Source organism: Micromonospora sp. DT231, from assembly GCF_049847025.1.
Classification (GTDB): Bacteria; Actinomycetota; Actinomycetes; order Mycobacteriales; family Micromonosporaceae; genus Micromonospora.
In genome coordinates, this window is the sequence record NZ_JBNCNO010000025.1 from 1 (window position 1) to 22,415 (window position 22,415).

General features: G+C 71.5%; 12 protein-coding genes and 2 pseudogenes. 7 read left to right on the forward strand and 7 right to left on the reverse strand.

The features are described 5' to 3' along the window. Positions 1 to 144: 144 nt before the first annotated feature. From ACPXBU_RS34460 to mce, 4 genes are all read right to left on the reverse strand, one after another. The gene (locus ACPXBU_RS34460) at positions 145 to 2,274 is read right to left on the reverse strand and encodes a hypothetical protein (protein ID WP_425761360.1); all 2,130 of its coding nucleotides are present in this window, start codon (positions 2,272 to 2,274) and stop codon (positions 145 to 147) included. 177 nt (positions 2,275 to 2,451) lie between these two features. Further along, complete coding sequence (locus ACPXBU_RS34465) at positions 2,452 to 3,711, reverse strand: DivIVA domain-containing protein (RefSeq protein ID WP_393374005.1); 1,260 nt, start codon at positions 3,709 to 3,711, stop codon at positions 2,452 to 2,454. Positions 3,712 to 4,008: 297 nt separating this feature from the next. Continuing rightward, positions 4,009 to 5,364, reverse strand: a complete 1,356-nt coding sequence (ccrA, locus tag ACPXBU_RS34470; protein ID WP_425761368.1) for a crotonyl-CoA carboxylase/reductase — start codon at positions 5,362 to 5,364, stop codon at positions 4,009 to 4,011. A 422-nt stretch (positions 5,365 to 5,786) separates the two neighbouring features. Beyond that, positions 5,787 to 6,263, reverse strand: a complete 477-nt coding sequence (gene mce / locus ACPXBU_RS34475) for a methylmalonyl-CoA epimerase (protein ID WP_393374003.1) — start codon at positions 6,261 to 6,263, stop codon at positions 5,787 to 5,789. 61 nt (positions 6,264 to 6,324) lie between these two features. Here mce and ACPXBU_RS34480 point away from each other — a divergent pair, with 61 nt between their 5' ends. From ACPXBU_RS34480 to ACPXBU_RS34505, 6 genes and pseudogenes are all read left to right on the forward strand, one after another. Continuing rightward, positions 6,325 to 7,524 (forward strand): acetyl-CoA C-acetyltransferase, encoded by a 1,200-nt coding sequence (locus tag ACPXBU_RS34480; RefSeq protein ID WP_393374001.1) that lies wholly within the window; start codon positions 6,325 to 6,327, stop codon positions 7,522 to 7,524. A gap of 124 nt (positions 7,525 to 7,648) precedes the next feature. After that, a complete protein-coding gene (gene meaB / locus ACPXBU_RS34485) occupies positions 7,649 to 8,584 on the forward strand; it encodes a methylmalonyl Co-A mutase-associated GTPase MeaB (protein ID WP_425761369.1) in 936 nt (311 codons plus the stop codon). 114 nt (positions 8,585 to 8,698) lie between these two features. Continuing rightward, positions 8,699 to 9,100: an Asp23/Gls24 family envelope stress response protein gene (locus ACPXBU_RS34490; protein WP_393373999.1), complete on the forward strand. Its 402-nt coding sequence runs from the start codon at positions 8,699 to 8,701 to the stop codon at positions 9,098 to 9,100. A gap of 111 nt (positions 9,101 to 9,211) precedes the next feature. Continuing rightward, the gene (locus ACPXBU_RS34495) at positions 9,212 to 10,900 is read left to right on the forward strand and encodes an acyl-CoA mutase large subunit family protein (protein WP_425761361.1); all 1,689 of its coding nucleotides are present in this window, start codon (positions 9,212 to 9,214) and stop codon (positions 10,898 to 10,900) included. 188 nt (positions 10,901 to 11,088) lie between these two features. Continuing rightward, the gene (locus tag ACPXBU_RS34500) at positions 11,089 to 12,012 is read left to right on the forward strand and encodes a tetratricopeptide repeat protein (protein WP_425761362.1); all 924 of its coding nucleotides are present in this window, start codon (positions 11,089 to 11,091) and stop codon (positions 12,010 to 12,012) included. A 66-nt stretch (positions 12,013 to 12,078) separates the two neighbouring features. Then, positions 12,079 to 13,107 (forward strand): annotated as a pseudogene (locus tag ACPXBU_RS34505) (arginase family protein); the annotation flags it as partial. 738 nt (positions 13,108 to 13,845) lie between these two features. On the opposite strand, the gene ACPXBU_RS34510 reads toward ACPXBU_RS34505, so the two are convergent. Beyond that, on the reverse strand, positions 13,846 to 15,807 hold the full coding sequence (locus tag ACPXBU_RS34510; RefSeq protein WP_425761363.1) for a penicillin-binding transpeptidase domain-containing protein: 1,962 nt from the start codon (positions 15,805 to 15,807) through the stop codon (positions 13,846 to 13,848). 289 nt (positions 15,808 to 16,096) lie between these two features. On the opposite strand from ACPXBU_RS34510, the gene ACPXBU_RS34515 reads away from it, so the two are divergent. Continuing rightward, complete coding sequence (locus ACPXBU_RS34515; protein ID WP_393373988.1) at positions 16,097 to 21,178, forward strand: NAD-glutamate dehydrogenase; 5,082 nt, start codon at positions 16,097 to 16,099, stop codon at positions 21,176 to 21,178. Positions 21,179 to 21,251: 73 nt separating this feature from the next. On the opposite strand, the gene ACPXBU_RS34520 is transcribed toward ACPXBU_RS34515, so the two are convergent. Then, positions 21,252 to 21,956: a class F sortase gene (locus ACPXBU_RS34520; RefSeq protein ID WP_425761364.1), complete on the reverse strand. Its 705-nt coding sequence runs from the start codon at positions 21,954 to 21,956 to the stop codon at positions 21,252 to 21,254. A gap of 1 nt (position 21,957) precedes the next feature. Beyond that, positions 21,958 to 22,415, reverse strand: a pseudogene (locus tag ACPXBU_RS34525) (hypothetical protein); the annotation flags it as partial.

A 22,415-nucleotide genomic window follows, 5' to 3' on the forward strand; every position in this document is an offset into this window, starting at 1 on the left:
ACCAGCACGCCCAAGATCCCTACCGAGTGACACATGTATCGGGACTTCAACACTGACAGATGTCATGGGACTGAATACCCGCCCGCGTAACGGAAACTGTCCAAGATCTCGACGCTGGTGCCGTCAGCTCTGGCGGCGTACCCGTCAGTCCTTCTCGATGGTGACCTTGCTGGGCTTGGCGCTGCGCTCGTCGGTGGTCGGCTTGCTGGGCCGCTTGCCGTTCTCACCGGTGCTGGTGATCTTGGTCGGCTTGGCGTCTCGGCCGCCCACGCCCGGAACGGCGGCCACGGTCGGCTCCCCGTCCACCCCGGCGCTGGCCGCGCCTCCGTCGACGGTGGTCATCGGCTCCGCCACCGGCCGGGTCGTGGACTGCCCGGTGCCCTCGGCCCCGGCATTCACCGGCTGCCGGGTGTCGGTGGGCCCGGTCTTGAGGCCGGTGGACGCACCGGACTCGGGGGACGTGCCCGCGCCGACGGTCGCCGTGCCCGACTCGGGCGACGTGCCCGCGCCGACGGTCGCCGTGTCGGAGACGGTCGCGCCGTCGTCGGTCGCGCTCGTGCGCACCCCATCGCCGGTGGTCGGGCCGTCGATCGGACCCGCGACGCTCTGCAACCGCACCTCGGCCATCTGTCGCTGCAGCTCGTCCGACTCCTGCCGCGCCTTCCAGGTTTCCTGCCGCAGGTCGGCGAGCTGCTGCTGGGCCTGGGCGATCTCCAGCATCACCTGGGCGAGCTGCTGCCGGCCCGCCGCCGACTCCTGCTGCGTGGCCGCCAGGTGCTGCTGGGTGGTGGCCAGGTGCTGCTGGGTGGTGGCCGCGTACTCCTCGAACTGCCGACGCGACGCCGCGACGTGCTCGTCGGCCTTGCGGCGCTTGTCGCCGGCCTCGGTCTCGGCCCGGCTCAGCAGCTCGGCGGCCTCGGCCTCGGACCGCTGGCGGAGCGCCGCCGCGTCCTGCTCGGCGGCCTGGCGAACCCCGGCCGCGCCCTGCTCGATCTCGTTCTTGCGGGTGGAGTATTCGGTCTCCAGCTCGTTCTTGCGCCCCGTGTACTCGGTTTCCAACTCGTCGCGGCGGGTGGTGAAGCTGGTCTCCAACTCCTGCTGACGGCTGGCGAACCCGGTTTCCAGCTCCTGCTGGCGGGACTCGTGCTGCTTGTCCAGCTCGTCGCGGTGCTTGGCGAACTCCTGCTCGGCGGTGGACCGACGCTGCGCCAACTCCCGGTCGGCCGCCTCGCGACGCGAGTTGACCTCCTGCTCCACACCGGCCCGCCACGCGCCCAGCTCCTGCTGGGTCTGCGCCCGGGTGTGCTGCACGTATGCCTCGGTCTCGGCGCGCATCCGCTGCACGTACGCCTCGGTCTCGGCGCGGCTGCGCTTGGCCGCCTCGGCGGCCTGCGTGGTCAGCCGCTCCGCCTCCTGCTGCGCCTTGGCGCGGGTGGCCCGCCCGGCCATCGACGCGTCGTCGATGATCTGCTTCGCCTCCTGCTGCGCCTTGGCGTGACTGGCCCGGCCGGCCTCGGTCGCGGTGTCGGTGAGCCGCTTGGCCTCCTGGAGGGCCTTGGCGTGCACCTCCTTGGCGGCGTCGCGTAGGTCGCTGGCCTCCTGCCGGGCGTTGGCCAATGTCTCCTGGGCCGTCTCCCGCAGCTTTGTCGCCTCCTGCTGGGCCCGGGCGTGGATCTCCTTGGCGGTGTCCCGCAGCTGGGTGGCCTCCTGCTGGGCCTTCGCCAGCGTGTCCTGCGCCGCCTTGCGCAGCTGCGCCGACTCGTCCTTGGCGGCCCGCAGCGTGGCCTCGGCCTCGGCCCGTCGGGCGGCGCTGTGCCGCTCCTCCTCCGAGCGGCGCGCGGCGAGGGCGATCTCGAAATCCTTGAGTGCCCGAGCCGCCTGCTCGCGGGCCTCCTCGATGATGTGCTCGGCCGCGGCGCGGCGCGCCTCGATCTCCACGTTCGCGTCGGCCACGGTCTTCTCGGCCAGCTCTTCGGCCTGCGTCACGATGGAGTCGACAAGGGGGCCGAGGTGGCGTAACGAGGCCCGGTCGACCACGTTCATCTGCTTGCGCACCTGGGTCAGGTCACGCTGGAGCACCTCGACCTGGCCGGCGAGCTTGTGGATCTGTGTATACGCCTGTTCCCGTTCGGAGGCGAGGGTCGCGATCTCGTGCTCGGCACGCGCGACATACCGATCAACCTGTTTCTTCTCGTACCCCCGCAGAGCGGACTCGAAGCTGGGCTCCGTCGTCACGTCCCCGCCGAGAGCGAACAGTTCCTCGCCGTGCGACATGCCCCCATCCTCACACGCAACAGGGCCTGCTGGGGCGATACGGACGCGCCTTGTGCGAGCTACTTCACTCCGCGGCGCGCGAGGGATACCACCGGCTGGGAAACGCATACGGCGCGAGGTTGCACCGGTTACCCAGTGTCACCTCGCGCCGTCGATGCCCCGACCTGACGCCTCGCGTCAGCCGGCGGTCTCCGCCGGCACCCGCTCCTGACCGCCGTCGGTCTTCTTGGCCTCCGGCTTGGCCGCCGGAGCGGCCGCTGGCATCCCCGGAACGATGCCGGCGAGACCGGAGAGCATCTGGCCCAGCTGCGACGTGACCGCGTCCTTCTGCCGGGTGAGGTCCTCGACCTCGCGGCGGGCGGCCTGCGTGGTCAGCTCCGCCTCGGTGCGGGCCTCGGAGAGCAGGCGCTGCGACTCGGCCTTGGCCTCGTTGAGCGTCTTCTCGGAGTGCGCCTTGGCCTTGTCGACCGTCTCGGCGGCGTTGCGCTCGGACTCGACCCGGCGAGCCTCGGCCCGCTGCTCGATCTCCTTCGCCCGCTCCTGCGCGGCCCGAGCACGCTGCTCGGCCTCGCTCACCATCTTCTGGGTCTGCGAGACCTGGGCGGCGTGCCGCTCGGACTCCTCGCGCTCGGACTTCTCCCGCCGCTCGGCCAGCTGGAGCTCCAGAGCCTGGAGGTCCTTGTCGCGCTTGTCCCGTGCGTCGGTCAGCAGCTTGGTCGCCTCGGCGCGCTTCTCCTCAGCCTCGCGGGCGGCCTTCGCCCGCTGCTGGGTGATCTCCCGCTCGGCGGTGGCCCGCAGGGTGGCGACCTCCCGCTCGACCGTCGACTTCAGCTCGGCGACCTCGTGCGCCGTCACGGTACGCAGCTGCTTGGTCTCGCGGTCGGCGTCCGCGCGCAGCGTGTCGGCCTCACGGCGGGCCTGCACCCGGACCTCGGCGGCCTCGCGCTCGGCGGCGGTGCGCAGGTTGCCCGCCTCGCGCTCCGCGCTGGCCTTCATGGCCGCGGCCTCGGCACGCGCCTTGTCGGTGATCTCGCGGGCCTCGAGGCGGGCGGCGGAGAGGATGCCCTCCGACTCGCGCTTGGCCTCGTTGCGGTGGTCGTTGGCCTGCTCCTCGGCGAGCCGGAGGATCTGCTCGACGCGGGTGCCGAGGCCGGAGAGGGTGGGCCGGCTGTTCTCTTCGAGCTGCTTGTTCGTGTCGGTGAGCTTCTGCTCCAGCGCACCCATGCGCTGTTCGGCTTGGCGGAGTCGACGCTGGGCGTCGTTCATCCGCTGCTCGGCCTCGGCACGGGCCTGCTCGGACTGGGTCAGCGCGGCGGTCATCCGGCCGAGGAAGTCATCGACCTGGTGGGTGTTGTAACCGCGCAGGCCGACGGTGAAGTCTGGCTGCGAGTTCGCGTTATCGAAGAACGCGAGAGGGGAGGACTGCTGCTGGGGCATTGGGACATACTGGCAGACGCCCCAGGGTGCTTCGCAAGAGCGGTGCGCAGCTTTCGTGGCCTCTTTACATGGTCAACTCCCACCGTCGCCGCAGCGGGACCAATCGGCGATCTTGGCAGGTCCCGGGCGGGTCGGACGCCACGCAGCGTGACGCGGAAAAGGGCCCCGGGGTTACCCCGAGGCCCTTTGTTCGATCCGGGTGGGTATCTCGCTAATGGGAGCGGAAGAACAATGTCCGATCACCGTATTGGCTACTGAGCGTTCATCCGACCGGCCGGTCGGCGCCCCCGCTGCCGGTCAGTGCCCCCGGAACCGGTTGATCGCGTCCTCGTGCCGGGCCCGTAGCTCCCCGTCGCGTACGCCGAGACCGTCCGTGGGCGCGAGGCACCGTACGCCGACCTTGCCCTGGTGGGCGTTGCGGTGCACCTCGTACGCGGCCTGACCGGTCTGCTCCAGGGAGTAGGTGCGGGACACCGTCGGGTGCACCTTGCCCAGCGCCACCAGGCGGTTGGCCTGCCACGCCTCGTGGTAGTTGGCGAAGTGGCTGCCGACGATCCGCTTGAGGTGCATCCAGAGGTAGCGGTTGTCGTACTGGTGCTGGAAGCCGCTCGTGGACGCGCAGGTGACGATGGTCCCCCCGCGCCGGGCCACGTAGACGCTGGCGCCGAACGTCTCCCGACCCGGGTGCTCGAAGACGATGTCCGGGTCCTCGCCGGCGGTCAGCTCGCGGATCCGCTCGCCGAGGCGCTTCCACTCGTCCGGGTCCTGGGTCTCCTCGTCCTTCCAGAAGCGGAAACCCTCCGCCGCCCGGTCGATGACCAGTTCCGCGCCCATCCGGCGGCACAGCTCGGCCTTCTCCGGCGAGGAGACGACGCAGACCGGGATCGCGCCGCCGTTGAGCGCCATCTGGGTGGCGTACCCGCCGAGGCCCCCGGAGGCGCCCCAGATCAGCACCACGTCGCCCTGCTTCATGTTGGCTCCGTGGTGTGAGACGAGTTGCCGGTACGCGGTGGAGTTGACCAGCCCGGGGCTGGCCGCCTCCTCCCAGCTCAGGTGCCGTGGCTTGGGCATCAGCTGGTTGGCCTTGACCACCGCCAGCTCGGCCAGCCCACCGAAGTTGGTCTCGAAGCCCCAGATCCGCTGCTGCGGGTCCAACATGGTGTCGTCGTGCCCGGCGGAGTCCTCCAGCTCGACGGAGAGGCAGTGCGCGACCACCTCGTCGCCGGGTGCCCACCGGGTCACCCCGGGACCGGTGCGCAGCACCACGCCGGCCGCGTCCGAGCCGACGACGTGGTACGGCAGGTCGTGCCGGCGGGTCAGGTCGGAGACCCGGCCGTAGCGCTGGAGGAACGTGAAGGTGGGCAGCGGCTCGAAGATGCTTGTCCACACCGTGTTGTAGTTGATCGTGCTGGCCATGACCGCGACCAACGCCTCGCCCGGCGCCAGCTCCGGCGTCGGCACCTCCTGGACGTGCAACGCCTTGCGCGGGTCCTTGTCCCGGGTGGCCATGCCGTCGAACATCCGGGCCTCCTCGGCGCGGACCACCACGCCTCGGTAACTCTCCGGTACCGGCAGCCCGGCGACGCCGGCGAGTTCGCGGTCCGGATCGTTCGATTCCTCCGCCGCCATGATCGCTTCGAGGATGTCCTGCACGGTGACCTCCGGTTCGTCCGCACCCGCGCGGGCCCGGGTGCTGCCATCGTCGGCGCCGGTGGGGCACGACCGCCATGTCGGCATTCGACACATCCGACCCCGGTCGCGCTCCGGTGGGGCCGGACGTTACTGAACGGTAGCTAGGGCGGGAAGTCCTTGTGAAAAACTGCATCCGCCGATGCGTGAAGGTGTCCGGCCACCCCGCCAACCGCGCACTGACGTGCGCGCACATCGGCTTCGGAGGGCGCACGGGCCGCGCGGAGGCGACAACTTCGGGGATGGTGCTGCCGCACGTACGGCGGAGGCAGCACCATCCCCGAAGCTGCGCGGAGCCTGCCGACGCGGGGGCGGCAGCGGGGGCGTGGCGGTGGCGGGGGCGCGGGCGTGGTGCGGTGCGGGCGTGGCGCGGTGCGGTGCGGGGGTCAGTGGGGGGTGGGGGCGGGCTGGACGAGTTCGACGAGGACGCCGCCGGCGTCCTTCGGGTGGACGAAGTTGATCCGGCTGTCCGCGGTGCCGCGCCGCGGCGCGTCGAAGAGCAGCCGCATCCCCCGCGCGCGCAACGCCGCGCAGGCCGCGTCGATGTCCACCACCGTGTACGCGACCTGCTGCACACCCGGCCCGTTGCGGTCCAGGAACTTGGCGATCGTCGACTCCGGGGTGAGCGGGGCGAGCAGTTGCACGCAGCCACCCTCGGCGGTCGGTCCGACGGTCAGCATCGCTTCCCGCACGCCCTGCTCGGTGTTGGTCTCGACGTGCACACAGCGCATCCCGAACGTCCGCTGGTAGAAGTCGATCGCGGCGTCCAGGTCGGCCACCGCGATCCCGACGTGGTCAATCTTGCGAAGCCCGATGTCTGTGACGGAGTCGGCACCGGGCTCGGCGGAGGAGTTCTCAGTCATGGCGCTAGTCTGGCCGAACAATCGTTAAGGCGTACAGCACGGCACCCCCTCGGAGGCAGGCATGGCTTCGGTGATCGTCAGCGGCGCGCGGACCCCCATGGGGCGGCTGCTGGGCAACCTCAAGGACCTCCCGGCCACGAAGCTCGGCGGGATCGCCATCAAGGCCGCGCTGGAGCGGGCCGGGGTCAGCCCCGACCAGGTCCAGTACGTGATCATGGGGCAGGTCCTGCAGGCCGGCGCCGGTCAGATCCCGGCGCGGCAGGCGGCGGTCGAGGCCGGCGTGCCGATGTCCGTGCCGGCGCTGACCATCAACAAGGTCTGCCTCTCCGGCCTGGACGCGATCGCCCTGGCCGACCAGCTGATCCGCGCCGGCGAGTTCGACATCGTGGTGGCCGGCGGCATGGAGTCGATGACGAACGCCCCGCACCTGCTGATGGGTCAGCGCACCGGCTACAAGTACGGCGACGTGGTGGTCAAGGACCACATGGCGCACGACGGGCTCAGCGACGCCTGGGACTGCTGCTCGATGGGTGAGTCGACCGAGCGCCTCGGCGCCCGGCACGGCATCACCCGCGAGGAGCAGGACGCCTTCGCCGCCGCCAGCCACCAGCGGGCCGCCGCCGCGCAGAAGAACGGCCACTTCGCCGACGAGATCGCCCCGGTGGTGATCCCGCAGCGCAAGGGTGACCCGCTGGTGATCAGCGAGGACGAGGGCATCCGCCCGGACACCACGGTCCAGTCGCTGGCCAAGCTGCGCCCCGCCTTCGCCAAGGACGGCACCATCACCGCCGGCAGTTCGTCGCCGATCTCCGACGGCGCCGCCGCCGTGCTGGTGATGAGCAAGGCCAAGGCCACCGAGCTGGGGCTGACCTGGCTGGCCGAGATCGGCGCGCACGGCAACGTCGCGGGCCCGGACAACTCCCTGCACTCGCAGCCGTCCAATGCGATCAACCACGCGCTGAAGAAGGGTGGGCTGAGCGTCGCCGACCTGGACCTCATCGAGATCAACGAGGCGTTCGCGCAGGTCGGCGTGCAGTCCACGCGGGACCTCGGCATCAGCCCGGACAGGGTCAACGTCAACGGCGGCGCCATCGCGCTGGGGCACCCCATCGGCATGTCCGGCGCGCGTCTCGTCCTCACCCTCGCCCTGGAGCTGCGGCGGCGCGGTGGCGGCACCGGCGCGGCGGCGCTCTGCGGTGGCGGTGGCCAGGGCGACGCGCTGATCATCCACGTGCCGAACACGGTCGCGGCGGACCAGTGAGCGCGAGGAGCGAGCCGGTCCTGCGAGCCGCGCGGTCGCGAACAGAGATGGCGCGGTGAGCGACGCGGCGGAGCACGTCCCGTCCGCGGGCGCCACGTCGGTGCGCCGCACTCGGGACGTACCGATGCTCGTCGAGCGGGCCCGCGCGGGTGACCCCCGCGCGGTGGCCCGGCTGATCACCCTCGTGGAGAACGGCGACGCGCTGCTTCCGGCCATCGCCGCCGCGTTGGCGCCGTACGCCGGGCAGGCCCAGGTCGTCGGTCTGACCGGTTCGCCCGGGGTGGGCAAGTCGACCACCACGAACGAGCTGGTCCGGGCGCTGCGGGCGCAGGGGCATCGGGTCGGCGTGCTGGCCGTCGACCCGTCCAGCCCGTTCACCGGTGGAGCGATCCTCGGCGACCGGGTGCGGATGCAGGACCACGCCACCGACCCGGGCGTCTACATCCGGTCCATGTCCAGCCGGGGTCACCTCGGCGGGTTGGCCGCGGCGACGCCGCAGGCGGTCCGGGTGCTGGAGGGCGCCGGTTGTGACGTGGTGCTGGTGGAGACCGTCGGAGTCGGGCAGGCCGAGGTGGAGGTGGCCTCGCTTGCCGACACCACGCTGGTGCTGCTCGCTCCCGGCATGGGTGACGCGATCCAGGCGGTCAAGGCCGGCATCCTGGAGATCGCCGACGTGTTCGTGGTCAACAAGGCCGACCGGGACGGCGTCGACGCCACCGTCCGCGACATCCAGGGCATGATCGCCCTCGGTGAGCGCGGCCCGGGGCAGTGGAGACCGCAGGTGGTCCGCTCGGTCGCCGCGCGTGGCGAGGGCATCGACGAGATCGCGGCGGCGATCGACAAGCACCGGGGTTGGCTCGTCGAGCACGGCGAGCTGCGCCGCCGCCAGGAGGCGCGGGCCGCCGCCGAGGTCGAGGCGATCGCGCTCGGCGCCCTCCGCGCCCGGATCGGCTCACTGCGCGACGGTACGGAGCTGAGCACGCTCGCCGCCAGGGTGGCCGAGGGCGCGATCGACCCGTACGCGGCGGCGGACGAGCTGCTCGCCCAACTGGCCCGTTGACCGTCCACCGGGGACACCCTGGCGGCAGGCCGTCCTTGTAGGCTCGCAGCGCCCCACGGCGGTGGGGGCCGGGCGGTGTGCCGGCGCGGCGGCGCGAGGAGCAGGGGAGTGGCTATGGACCACGAGGCGACGCAGGAGATGACCACGGCGTCGGCGGGGGCCGGCGGAACGACGCGGGTCTCCGACGAGGTGATCGAGAAGATCGCCGTCGCGGCCGCCCGCGCGGTGCCCGGGGTGGCCGAGTTGGGCGGGGACGTGGCCCGCTTCTTCAACTCCGTGCTGGACCGGGTCGGGCTGGACCAGGTGGGCGATGCCCGGCGCGGTTGCTCGGCCCACGTGAGCGGGGACGCCGCGGTGGTCAACCTGGTGTTGGTGATCCACGCCGGTCAGCCGGTGCCGGAGATCACCGGTCAGGTGCGCGCTCGGGTGACCGAGGCGGTCGAGGCGTACGGGCTGCGGGTCGACGAGGTCAACATCCGGGTCGACGACGTGGCGATGGGCGCGCCGACCGCCTAGCGCGCCGGCGGTCCGGGCACGTTACCGGCCGGTACGACGGGACTTAGCGATCGTTCAGGTGGGGGCCCTACACTCGACGTGCAGTCGAGGACCCGAGGAGGAGCCCTGCTCATGGACGCCGACGAGATCGACGCCGGACGGGCGCGTTGGCAGGCCCGGTACGACGCCGCCCGCAAGCGCGACGCTGACTTCACCACGCTCTCCGGGATGCCTGTCGAGCCGGTCTACGGGCCGCCCGAGGGCAGCGCGTACCCGGGTTTCGAGCGGATCGGCTGGCCGGGCGAGTACCCGTACACCCGGGGTCTGTATCCGACCGGCTACCGCGGGCGGACCTGGACGATCCGGCAGTTCGCCGGCTTCGGCAACGCCCAGCAGACGAACGAGCGCTACAAGATGATCCTCGGCGCCGGCGGTGGTGGCCTCTCGGTCGCGTTCGACATGCCGACGCTGATGGGCCGCGACTCGGACGACCCGCAGGCGCTCGGCGAGGTCGGCCACTGCGGCGTCGCCATCGACACCGCCACCGACATGCAGGCGCTCTTCGACGGCATCGACCTGGCCGACGTCACCACCTCGATGACGATCTCCGGCCCGGCCGTGCCGGTGTTCTGCATGTACCTGGTCGCCGCCGAGCGGCAGGGCACCGACCTGTCCACACTGGACGGCACGCTGCAGACCGACATCTTCAAGGAGTACATCGCGCAGAAGGAGTGGCTCTTCGACCCGGAGCCGCACCTGCGCCTGATCGGCGACCTGATGGAATACTGCGCCGCCGAGATCCCGCGCTACAAGCCGCTGTCGGTCTCCGGCTACCACATCCGCGAGGCCGGCTCGACCGCCGCGCAGGAGTTGGCGTACACCCTGGCCGACGGTTTCGGGTACGTCGAGCTGGGCCTCTCGCGCGGCCTGGACGTGAACGTGTTCGCACCGGGGCTGAGCTTCTTCTTCGACTCGCACCTCGACTTCTTCGAGGAGATCGCCAAGTTCCGCGCCGCCCGCCGGATCTGGGCCCGGTGGCTGCGCGACGTCTACGGCGCGACCAGCGAGAAGGCCCTCTGGCTGCGGTTCCACACGCAGACCGCCGGGGTGTCGCTGACCGCGCAGCAGCCGGTCAACAACGTCGTACGCACCGCCGTCGAGGCGCTCGCGGCGGTGCTCGGCGGAACGAACTCGCTGCACACGAACGCGCTCGACGAGACCCTGGCGCTGCCCACCGACGAGTCGGCCGAGATCGCCCTGCGTACCCAGCAGGTGCTGATGGAGGAGATCGGCGTGGTGAACGTGGCCGACCCGCTCGGCGGCTCCTGGTACGTCGAGGCGCTGACCGACAAGATCGAGGCCGAGGCGGAGGAGATCTTCGCCCGGATCCGGCAGCTCGGCGGGGAGGGACCGCACCAGATCGGCCCGATGACCTCGGGCATCCTGCGCGGCATCGAGGACGGCTGGTTCACCGGGCACATCGCCGAGTCGGCCTTCGTCTACCAGCAGGGTCTGGAGAAGGGCGACAAGAAGATCGTCGGGGTCAACTGCCACACCGGTACCGTCGCCAAGGAGCTGGAGATCCTGCGCATCTCGCACGAGGTGGAGCTGGAGCAGCGCCGGGTGCTGGCCGAGCGCAAGGGCGCGAGGGACGAGTCGGCGGTCCGCGCGGCGGTGGCCCGGATGGTCGACGCCAGCCGCACCGACGAGAACATGATCCCCGCGATGCTCGACGCCGTCCGCGCCGAGGCGACCCTCGGCGAGATCTGCGACGCCCTCCGCGCCGAATGGGGCACCCACCGCGAACCAGCCCGCTTCTAACCCCCCCACCCTCACCCCCACCCCCATCCCGTCGATCTTGCGATTTGTGCTGTTCCATAAGGGATGAATGTGGCGTATCGGCGACAGAAAGTGCAAGATCGCGGGGGGTGGGGGCGGGGCGTGAGAGTCGCAACGTCGGGGTTGCGGGTGACCTGCGATCGGCGGCTCACGTGCGAGACTAGGTAACCATGAGCGACCCACGGATCACCTCGTCGATCTTCACCCGCGGCGCGGTCGACCTCAGCACGCTGCGTGGCCCCGCACCAGCAAGTACCCGCCCCGGCACGCCCCCGCAGGGCGGCCCGTCCAACGGCACCCCCGGCGCGCCCACCGCCGGCGGGAGCACCGCCATCGTCGACGTCACCGAAGCGACAATCCAGTCCGAGGTGCTCGAACGGTCGATGGCCATGCCGGTCGTCGTGTTCTTCGGCGCGGCCGGTTTCCCGGAGAGCGACGAGTTCGCCCCGGTCCTGGAGCAGTTGAACGCCGAGGGCGGCGGCACCTGGGTGCTGGCACGGGTCGACGTGCAGGAAAATCCGCGAATCGCCCAGATGTTCCGCGTCCAGGGCATCCCGATGGTCTACGCGGTCGTCGGCGGTCAGCCGGTCGACGCCTTCTCCGGGGTGGTGCCCGAGGCCCAGCTGCGGCAGTGGATCCAGGCCGTGCTCAAGGCCGGCGGTGTGGCCGTCGCCGAGCCGGAGGACCCCCGCCTCGACGAGGCCGACGACGCGCTGATGAGTGGCGATCTGGACGCCGCCGAGCAGGCGTACCGCAAGATTCTGGCCGATGCCCCGGCGGACGCCGCGGCCACCGCCGGGCTGGCCCAGGTCGGGGTGGCCCGTCGGGTCGCCGGCGCGGACCCGGCCACCGCGCTGGCCGCCGCCGAGAGCGCTCCCGACGACGTGGCCGCGCAGCTGCTGGCCGCCGACATCGAGGTGCTCAGCGGCCTGGCCGAGCAGGCGTACGCCCGGCTCGTCGGTCTGGTCCGGCGCACCGCCGGAGAAGACCGGGAAACCGCCCGCCAGCACCTGGTCTCGCTCTTCTCCATCGCCGGCCCGGACGATCCGGCCGTCGCCTCGGCCCGCCGGGCACTGGCCAGCGCCCTGTTCTGAGTTCGTAGCACGCCAGCGCGGGCCGGCGTTCCGGCCGGCCCGCCCGACCAACGAGGACGGGAGCTCATGATGCGCCGGATCGCCGTCCTCGACGCGCCGACAAATCTCGGTCTGCGGCCGCCGACGACCACGTCGGTCCCCGGTTGCGCCAAGGCGCCCGGCGCACTGCGCGACCACGAACTGCTGGCCCGGCTCCGCGCCCGCGACGCCGGCTGCGTCACCCCGGCCCGCTACGACCCGGGCGACTGGCGGCCCGGCGACGGGGTGTGTCACGCCCGGGAGATCGCCGACTACTCGCTGGCCCTCGCCGAACGGATCGGTTCGATCATCGACCGGGGCGAGTTCCCGGTGGTGCTGGGCGGTGACTGCTCCGTGCTGCTCGGCTCGGCGCTGGCCATGCACCGCCTCGGCGAGGCCGTCGGTGGGCGGATCGGGCTGGTCTTCGTCGACGGGCACTCCGACTTCCGACACCCCGGCAACGCCTCCTACGTCGGGGCAGCCGCCGGGGAGGACCTGGCCCTCGTCACCGGGCGCGGCCAGGCCGACCTGGCCGCGATCGAGGGTCGCCGACCCTACTTCCGCGACATCGACGTGGTGGTGCTCGGCATCCGGGCCCAGGACGAGTACCGGCTCGACCTGCAGGCCGCCGGGATCACCACCCGGCCGGTGCCGGCACTGCGCGCCGAAGGCGCCGCCCGGACAGCCCAGTGGGCGCACGAGCAACTCGCCGACTGCGCGGGCTACTGGGTGCACATCGACGTGGACGTGCTCGACCCCGCGGTGATGCCCGCCGTCGACGCCCCCGACCCCGGTGGAATCGCCTTCGCCGAGCTGGAGATCCTGCTCGCCGGCCTGGTCGACACCCCGCACTGCCTCGGCGTGGAGCTGACCGTCTTCGACCCCGACTACGACCCCGACGGCTCGTACGCGGCCGAGATCGTCAACACCGTCGTCGCCGGCCTGGCCCCGGTCACCGCCCCGGAAGCGGTGCCGCCCCGACTGCTGTCGTCCCGGCCGACCCCCGGCCCCCGGCGTGGTGACGGCCGGACCCCGACCACCACCGAGCGGGTTGGTGGGTTGGACCGTGCGGAGCGGGTGGGTGGGGCGGACCGTGCCGACCGGGTGGGTGGGTCAGATCGTGTGGAGCGGGTGGGTGGGTTGGACGGCGTGATCGGCGGCGCGGCGTCCTTCGCCGATGCCCCCGCGTGGGACTCGGCCGTCGAGGCCACGCCGCTCGCCGCGGCGGGATCCTCCGACGCGGGCGCCGTCGCCGACGATCGGGCCGACGTCGACCGCTCCGATGGTGCGGTGGCTGCCGTCGGCCGATTCGGCGGTGACTCTGCCGAGGGTGCGGCCCGCACTCCGGTTACGGCCGGGCGGGAGCCGGTCGGCCCGCCCGCATCGGCCGGCCCAGGCCTGCTCCGCCGGCCCTCCTCGCCGGCCGAAAACACCCCCGATCACCGCAAAGCCGACACCGCCTGACCCACCCGCCGCCCCGCCGGGCCATGATCGACTCGATTTCCATGATGTCGCGGCGTCAGAGCGGCTCGGATACCGCGGTTTCAGCGATACCGAGTGGATCAACGCCTGACGGCGGACGGGGTCGCCGCGTGGGCCGTGGGTGGTGCGCGTGGGCGGGCTTGTCGGCCGGGTGGGCGGGCAGCTCGTCGTCGCCGAGCGCCCGCCCGTGGAGTCGCCGCGTGGGTGGTTGGCGCGCAACTCCGCGCTGGGCGCGCGCAACTCCGCGCTGGGCGCGCGCAACTCCGCGCTGGGCGCGCGCAACTCCGCGCTGGGCGCGCTGATCAGTGCGGGCGCGCCTGAGCGGCGGAGGTGTCAGGAGGTCGGGAGGGCGCGGAGGAAACGCTCGGCGATCGGGACGGCCGACGCCGTGCTGGCGCCACCCTTCTCCACGAAGACGGCGAACGCCACGTCGCCCCGCCAGCCGACGAACCAGGCGTGGGTGTGTGCGGGGTTGTCGTCGTACTCGGCGGTGCCGGTCTTGCCGTAGACCTCGCCCGGCACGTCCTTCAGCGCGCTGCCGGTGCCGGTGGTGACCACCTCGCGCATCATCGCCCGCAGTGCCGCGACCGATTCCGGCTTGAGTTGCTCGCCCGGCGGGGCCGGCTTGGCCGGCGCCGGGTCGAGGAGCAGTTTCGGCTGCTCGAAGCGGCCTCGGGCGACCGCCGCGGTGGCACCGGCCATGGCCAGCGGGCTGACCAGCGTGGTGCCCTGCCCGAACGATGCCGCCGCCTGCTCGGCCGGGCTGCCGCCCGTGGACACCTTGCCGGCGAAGGCGTCCGTGCCGAGGTCCCATTGACCTTCCAGGCCCAACGAGCGGCCCGCGGCGGCCAGCCCGTCACCGCCGAGCTTCGGCGCCAGCGAGGCGAACGCCGTGTTGCAGGACTTGGCGAAGTCGGTGCGGAACGGCACCGAACCGAGCTCGAAGTTGTCGGAGTTCTTGAAGGACCGACCGTCCACGGTGAAGGTCTTCGGGCAGGCCACCGGCCCGTCCAGCGTGACCGCGCCGCGGTCCAGGAAGCCCAGCGTGCTGACCATCTTGAACGTGGAGCCGGGCGGCACCTGGGCGTCGAAGGCCAGGTTTTCCCCGGCCGGGCCGGGGCCGTTCGCCGCGCCGAGCACCGCGCCGTCACTGATCCGCAGCGCCACCAGCGCCGACCGCCGTGGCTCGGCGCGCAGGGCCCCGTCGGCCGCGTTCTGGACGGCGACGTCCAGCGTGGTCTTCAGCGCCTGGCCGGGCTGCGGCTCCCGGCGGAACAGCTCGGTGCCGGTGGGTTCCAGTTTGCCGCCCTCGGCGGGACGCTCGACCACCACGGTCAGCCCGGGGCCGCCGCGCAGTCGTTCGTCGTAGCGGCCCTGCAGCCCACCGTGACCGACCAGGTCGCCGACGACGTACCGGTCCGGGTGCGCGGCGAGGTCGTCGGCCTGCGCCGCGTCGACGGTGCCGAGCAGTGCCCGGGCGAACTCCCGGGTCGGCGCCAGGTCGATCTTGTCATTGGTGAACTTGGTGCCGGGCAGGTCGTAGATCCGGGGCTTGATCTGTCGGTACGCCTCCTCGCGGAGCGACACCACCTCGACGAAGGCTCCCGGGTCGGCCTTGGCCACGCGCTCGGGCAGGTCGGTCAGGTCGACCGCCGGGACCAGGGCTGGGCGGATCGCCTTGAACGCCGCGTCGAGATCCTTGACGAGCTTCTTGATGTCGGTGACCCCGTCGGGCTGCACGCCGACCCGCACCACCGGCCGGGGGGTCACGATCGGTTGCCCGGCGGCGTCCAGCACGCCGGCCCGGGTGCTGGCGTCGCGGCGCAACGCCAACCGGTCACCCTCGGTGAGCCCCTCGTGCACCACCTTCGGATCCCAGATCACCTGCCACTGGTCGCCGGCGCGGGAGAGGCGCACCTCCCGGTCGTACGTCCAGCGGGTCTGACCGGGCAGGTTCCACTCCACCTGGACGGTTGTGGTGGCGATGTCCGCCTGGACCTTCGGCTCACCGCGCCGCGTCAGCGTGGGCGGGGTAGCCGCCAGCTCGCCGGAGAGCTCCTTGATCGCGCGGCTCACCTCGGCCGAGGCCAGCTTGTTGCCGGTCGGGTCGATCAGACCGACCGCCCCGAGATCGCCGCTGCGCCAACCGGCGAGGAAGGCGGCGATTGTGCTGTCCGGCCCGTCGTCATCCGAGCAGCCAGCCAGAACGCCCGCCATGAGCACCGCCGCGGTGAGGGCGGCGACCACGCGGCGGACGGGGTTCGGCCGGTGGGGCCGGGGGTACGACGAAGGCATGAAGCTGGTCCTTCCGATCTCGGAGCGCCTTCGCACGGTAGTACGCCGACGCCGTCCCCAACGTCCCCCACGGCGGTGGGCGCGCTCAAAGACGGGCCGGACCGGTGTGATGAACATCGCGTGGCGGGGTATCCCGCAGCCGGCCAACCTCGGACCCGCAACGGGTGAAAGGACAAAGTCCCGATCCGGACGTCTGGCCAGTGGTCCGCCGACGAAGGCGCACAACGGCAGGGCCTAGGCTGAGCGGCAGAGTGACCCACAACGCGGTGGGTCGAGGGGAGTGGCACCGATGGACCGGCGTCCGGCGATCAAACCGGAACCCGACCTCCGGCAGGATGACTCCGGCCGGGACGACGACAGCTTCGATTCGGCTACCGACGGGGACGGCTACGGCCGGCTCGACACGGGAGTCACCGGGCTGACCGGGTCGAGCATCGACACCATCTACGATCTGGGCCTGCCGACCGAGGCATTGGCCGACGACGTGGAGGACGCCGAGCTCGACGAACCCGTTCCCAACGCGGAGCGCCTGGTGGCCCAGGCTGTCGCGCTCGCGGGGGACGACCACGACGCGGCGACACTCGTCGGCCGTTTCTGGCGGTTCGCACCGGACGAGGAGCTGGTCGGCTTCACGGCGGAGGAAATGCTCGACGCGGCCCGGGCGCACCGGGACCTCGCCCAACAGCGGGTGCCAGGCGAGTTGAAGCTGCGGATCCACGAGCCGCACGCCGACCAGCACCACACGGTCGTCGAGATCGTCACCGACGACATGCCGTTCCTCGTCGACTCGGTGACCGCGCTGCTCAACTCGTACCACCTGGACGTGCACCTGCTGGTGCACCCACTGGTGGTGGTCCGGCGTGAGCCGTTGGGCCGCCTCACCGAGGTCTCCGCGGACGTGGAGCCGGACGACGCGATCGCCGGCGACATCATCGAGAGCTGGATGCGGATCGAGATCGACCCGGTCCGGGACGCGGCCGAGCGGGAGCGGCTGCGCCGCGAGTTGCAGCGGGTGCTCACCGACGTGCGGGAGGCGGTGGAGGACTGGCCCAAGATGCGTCAGCGTTCCCTCGCGCTCGCCGACGAACTGGCCTCCGCGCGCACCGCCGAGAACCGGCCACCGGTGCCGGAGAAGGACATCACCGACTCGGTGGAGCTGCTGCGGTGGCTGGCCCACGACCACTTCACATTCCTCGGCTACCGCGAGTACCGGTTGGTGGACGCCGCGAGCGGCGATGCCGGCGACGAGGTCGACGGCAAGGCGTTGGAGGCGGTGCTCGGCACCGGTCTGGGCATCCTGCGCTCCGACGCGCCGGAGGCCCGGCCGCTGGCGTCGATGACGCCCGAGGCGCACGAGAAGGTGCTGGAGAAGCGCCTGCTGATCATCACCAAGGCCAACTCGCGGGCCACCGTGCACCGCTCGGCGTACCTGGACTACATCGGCTTCAAGATCTTCAACGAGGCCGGCGAGGTGATCGGCGAGCGGCGCTTCCTCGGCCTGTTCTCCACCGCCGCGTACCGGACCAGCGTCCGGGAGCTGCCGGTGGTGCGCCGCAAGGTGGCCGAGGTGCTGGACCGGTCCGGCCTGAGTCGACGCAGTCACTCGGGTAAGGATCTGATCCAGATCCTGGAGACCTACCCCCGCGACGAGCTGTTCCAGATCAAGACCGACGACCTCTACCACGCGGTGATCGGCGTGCTGCGGATGGCCGGTCGTCGGCAGCTGCGGGTCTTCCTGCGCCGGGACGCGTACGGGCGGTTCATCTCCTGCCTGATCTACCTGCCCCGGGACCGGTTCACCACGCAGAACCGGCTGCGCATGCAGGACATCCTGCTGCGGGAGCTGAACGGTGTCGGGGTGGACTACACCACGCGCGTCACCGAGTCGATGCTGGCCCGGGTGCACTTCATCGTGCGTACCGACCCGACCCGGCCGCCCGGCGAGATCGACGCCGACCTGTTGGCCGAGGAGCTGGCCGACGCGACCCGACTCTGGGACGACGACTACCGGCTGGTGCTGGAGCGCAAGCTCGGCGACGAGCAGGCCAAGCACCTGTTCACCAGGTACGCCGACGCGTTCCCGGAGGGCTACAAGGACGGGCACACGCCGTACGAGGCGATGAAGGACCTGGCGAAGCTGGAGCTGCTGGAGGAGCCCGGCCAGCTGGAGATGCACCTGTTCCGCAAGCAGCTCGCACCCCGCCCCGGCACCCGGGTGCCCGGCGCGGACCTGGCCGAGGCGATGGACGTCCGGTTCAAGGTCTACCGGTACGGCGAACCGATGATGCTCTCCGCGGTGCTGCCGGTGCTGCACTCCCTCGGTGTGCGCGTGGTCGACGAGCACCCGTACGAGGTGGACCGGATCGACGGGCGGGTCTACCTGTACGACTTCGGCCTGATGCTGCCCGAGGGGCACCACGAGCTGGCCGAGGTACGCCCGCACGTGGAGAACGCCTTCGCGGCGGCCTGGCGCGGTGAGGCCGAGGTGGACCGGTTCAACGAGCTGGTGCTGCGCGGCGGCCTCACCTGGCGGCAGGTGGTGGTGCTGCGGGCGTACGCGAAGTACCTGCGGCAGGCCGGCACGGTCTTCTCCCAGGACTACATGGAGCAGACGTTCATCGCGTACCCGAAGCTCGCCGCGTTGCTCGTGGATCTCTTCGAGACCCGGTTCGCGCCGGGTGGGCAGACCACCGAGCAGCGGCAGCAGCGCAGCGGCGAGCTGGTGGAGATGATCCGGGCCGGGCTGGACGACGTGGCCAGCCTCGACCAGGACCGGATCCTGCGCTCGTACCTGACGCTGATCGAGGCGACCCTGCGGACCAGCTTCTACCAGAAGCGTTCCGACGGGCGGCCGAAGGCGTACGTGGCGTTCAAGCTCGACCCGCAGGCCATCCCGGACCTGCCGGCGCCGCGCCCGAAGTTCGAGATCTTCGTCTACTCGCCGCGGTTCGAGGGCGTGCACCTGCGGTTCGGGCCGGTGGCCCGGGGTGGGTTGCGCTGGTCCGACCGTCGGGAGGACTTCCGGACCGAGGTGCTGGGCCTGGTCAAGGCGCAGATGGTGAAGAACACCGTGATCGTGCCGGTCGGTGCCAAGGGCGGCTTCGTGCTGAAGCAGAAGCCGGGTGACCGGGACGAGGCGGTCGCCTGCTACCAGGAGTTCGTCGGCGCGATGCTCGACGTCACCGACAACATCGTCAGCGGGCAGATCGTGCCGCCCGAGGACGTGGTGCGGCACGACGGCGACGACCCGTACCTGGTGGTCGCGGCGGACAAGGGCACCGCGACGTTCTCCGACATCGCCAACGAGATCTCCACGGCGCACAACTTCTGGCTGGGCGACGCGTTCGCCTCCGGCGGCTCGGCCGGCTACGACCACAAGAGGATGGGCATCACCGCCCGGGGCGCCTGGGAGTCGGTGAAGCGGCACTTCCGCGAGTTGGGCCTGGACACCCAGACCCAGGACTTCACGGTGGTCGGCGTCGGTGACATGTCCGGCGACGTGTTCGGCAACGGGATGCTGCTGTCCGAGCACATTCGGCTGGTGGCCGCCTTCGACCACCGGCACATCTTCCTGGACCCGGAGCCGGACGCGGCCACCTCGTACACCGAGCGGCGGCGGTTGTTCGACCTGCCCCGGTCCTCGTGGGAGGACTACAACCCGGAGCTGATCTCGGCAGGGGGCGGCATCTTCCCGCGTACCGCGAAGTCCATCCCGATCACGCCGCAGGTCCGGGCGGCGATCGGCCTGGACGGCGACGTCACGCAGCTGTCGCCGCAGGAGCTGATGAAGGCGATCGTCACCGCTCCGGTGGACCTGTTCTGGAACGGCGGCATCGGCACCTACGTCAAGGCGTCCACGCAGACGAACGCCGAGGTGGGCGACAAGTCCAACGACGCGATCCGGGTGGACGGGCGCAGCCTGCGGTGCCGGGTCGCGGGCGAGGGCGGCAACCTGGGCTGGACCCAGCTCGGCCGGATCGAGTACGCGTTGACCGGCGGTCGGATCTTCTCCGACTTCATCGACAACGCGGCCGGCGTGGACACCTCCGACCACGAGGTGAACATCAAGATCCTGCTGAACACGGCGGTGGCCGACGGCGAGTTGACCACGGCCGAGCGCGACGAGCTGCTGGCCGGGATGACCGACGAGGTCGCGGAGCTGGTGCTGCGGGACAACTACGACCAGGCTCGGGCGATCAACAACGCCCAGGCGCAGGCCGCCTCGCTGCTTCCGGTGCACCGCCGGATGATCAACGAGCTGGAGCGGTCCGGAGCGTTGGACCGGGCGCTGGAAGCACTGCCGCCGGACGAGGAGTTGGCGGTCCGCAGCGAGTCCGGGCTGACCGCGCCGGAGTTCGCGGTGTTGCTCGCGTACGTGAAGATCGTCCTGGAACGGGAGATCCTCACCGAGGGTCTGGCGGACGAGGAGTGGACGACCGAGGTCCTGGTCAACTACTTCCCGACGCCGATGCGTGAGCGGTTCGCCGACCGGATGGGCAGGCACCGGCTGCGCCGGGACATCGTCACCACGGTGCTCGTCAACGAGGCGATCAACCGGGGCGGCATCTCGTTCATCTTCCGGGTGGTCGAGGAGACGGCGGCCAGCGCGGCGGACGTGATCCGGGCGTACGTGGTGGTCAGCGAGGTGTTCGGCCTGCGCGACCTGTGGGACGCGGTCGAGGCGCTGGACAACAAGGTCGCACCGGAGTTGCAGACAAGTGTCTACCTGGACACCCGTCGGCTGCTCGACCGGGCCGTGCGGTGGCTGGTGTCCAACCGGCGCTCGCCGATCGACGTGCCGGCCGAGATCGCCCGGCTGCGCGACGGCGTCACCCGGCTGCTGCCGGGGCTGGAAGAGCTGTTCTACGGCAACGAGCGGCAGGGCATCGCCGCGCACATGGACTCGATGACCGAGCGTGGGCTGCCCCGCGAGCTGGCGGAACGCGCGACCCGGCTGATGTACAGCTTCGGTCTGATGGACGTGGTGGAGACGGCGAACGCCAGCGGTCGGGACGTCAGCGAGGTGGCCTCGGTCTACTTCGTGCTGTCCGACCTGTTCCGGGTGGACTCGCTGCTGTCGAAGATCTCCCTGCTGCCTCGCGAGGACCGCTGGCAGACGTTGGCCCGGATGGCGTTGCGCTACGACCTGTACGCCGCGCTGGCCGCGCTCACCGCGGAGGTGTTCGACTCCACCCCGGAGAACCTGCCGCCGCACGAGCGGGTGCAGCAGTGGGAGCAGTCGAACGCGACATCGATCCACCGCGCCCGCCGGGCGATGGGGGAGTTCGACGAGTCGCGGGCGGATCTCGCCGCCCTGTCGGTGCTGCTGCGCCAGATCCGCACCCTGGTGCGGACCTCCGCGGCCGCCTGAGTCAGTCACGCCGGACGCGGTCCGGCCGGTCGGGTCACCCCCGACCGGCCGGACCGTTTCGTTTCGCCGGCGGTCAGACCACCAGGGTGGCGAAGGCGACGATGTTGTCCGGGTAGCTCTTGGCGGCCTCGTCGAACTGACCACCGCAGGTGACCACCCGCAGACCGGGCCGGTCGCTGGGCCCGTACACCAACTCGGTGGGAAAGGCTGTCTTCGGGTACGACTTCACCGACTCGACCTGGAACGTGGCCGGCTGGCCGTCCGCCCGCCGCACCGTGATCGTGTCACCGGGCACGAGGGAGCCGAGGTCGAAGAAGACGGCTGGGCCGAGCTTCGCCGAGTCCACGTGCCCGACGATCACCGCGTTACCCGTCTCGCCGGGGCTCGCGCCCGGCTCGTACCACCCAGCCTGGTCGGCCTGCTCCAACGGGGGCACCTGGACGGTGCCGTCCGGGTTGGTGCCGAGTGACAGGACCGTCGCGTCGACGCCGATCCGGGGGATCTCGATGCTTGTCGGGGCGGAGCGTGCCAAGCCGGTCGGCACGTCCCCCTGGCCGACCGGCTGCCCGTCCACAGGCGGGACGGCGGTGGCGGTGTCGGTCGGCCCGCTCACCTCGGGACCGGCCTGGGCCAGCGGCTGCGGCGGTCGGGCCGGGGGCGTGGTCTTCAGGGCGAAGCCGATCATGCCGGCTCCGATCATGGCCATGGTGACGACGACGGCCGCGCCGGCGGCACGCCACGGTCTCCCGTGACGGCCGCCGGCCCGTGTCGTCGTCACGTCAGACGAGCGAACCATCGGTCCGCCGACGACGCATCAGCACGATCCCGCCGAGCGCGGCAGCGCCGAGCAGGCCCGCCCCGCCGGTGGCCAGGCCGCGGTCGGCACCGGTGCTGGCGCCACCGTCACCACCGTCGACACCGCCGTGCGGCAGCACGACCAGCTCGCCCTCGCCGCACGAGCCCTTGAGCTCGTAGCGACCCGGCTTGGCGTCCTTGTCGACCTTGGCGTCGCCGTAGTAGACGAACTCGCGCTCCTTCTCCCAGCTGTCCTCGTCCGAGCCGTGCTCGTCCTTGGAGTCCCGGCCCTTGTCGGAGCCGTGCTCGTCCTTGGACTCCCAGCCCTTGTCGGAGCCGTACTCGTCCTCGTCCTTGGACTCCCGGCCCTTGTCGGAGCCGTACTTGTCCTCGTCCTTGGAGTCCCAGCTCTTGTCGGAGCCGTGCTCGTCCTTGGACTCCC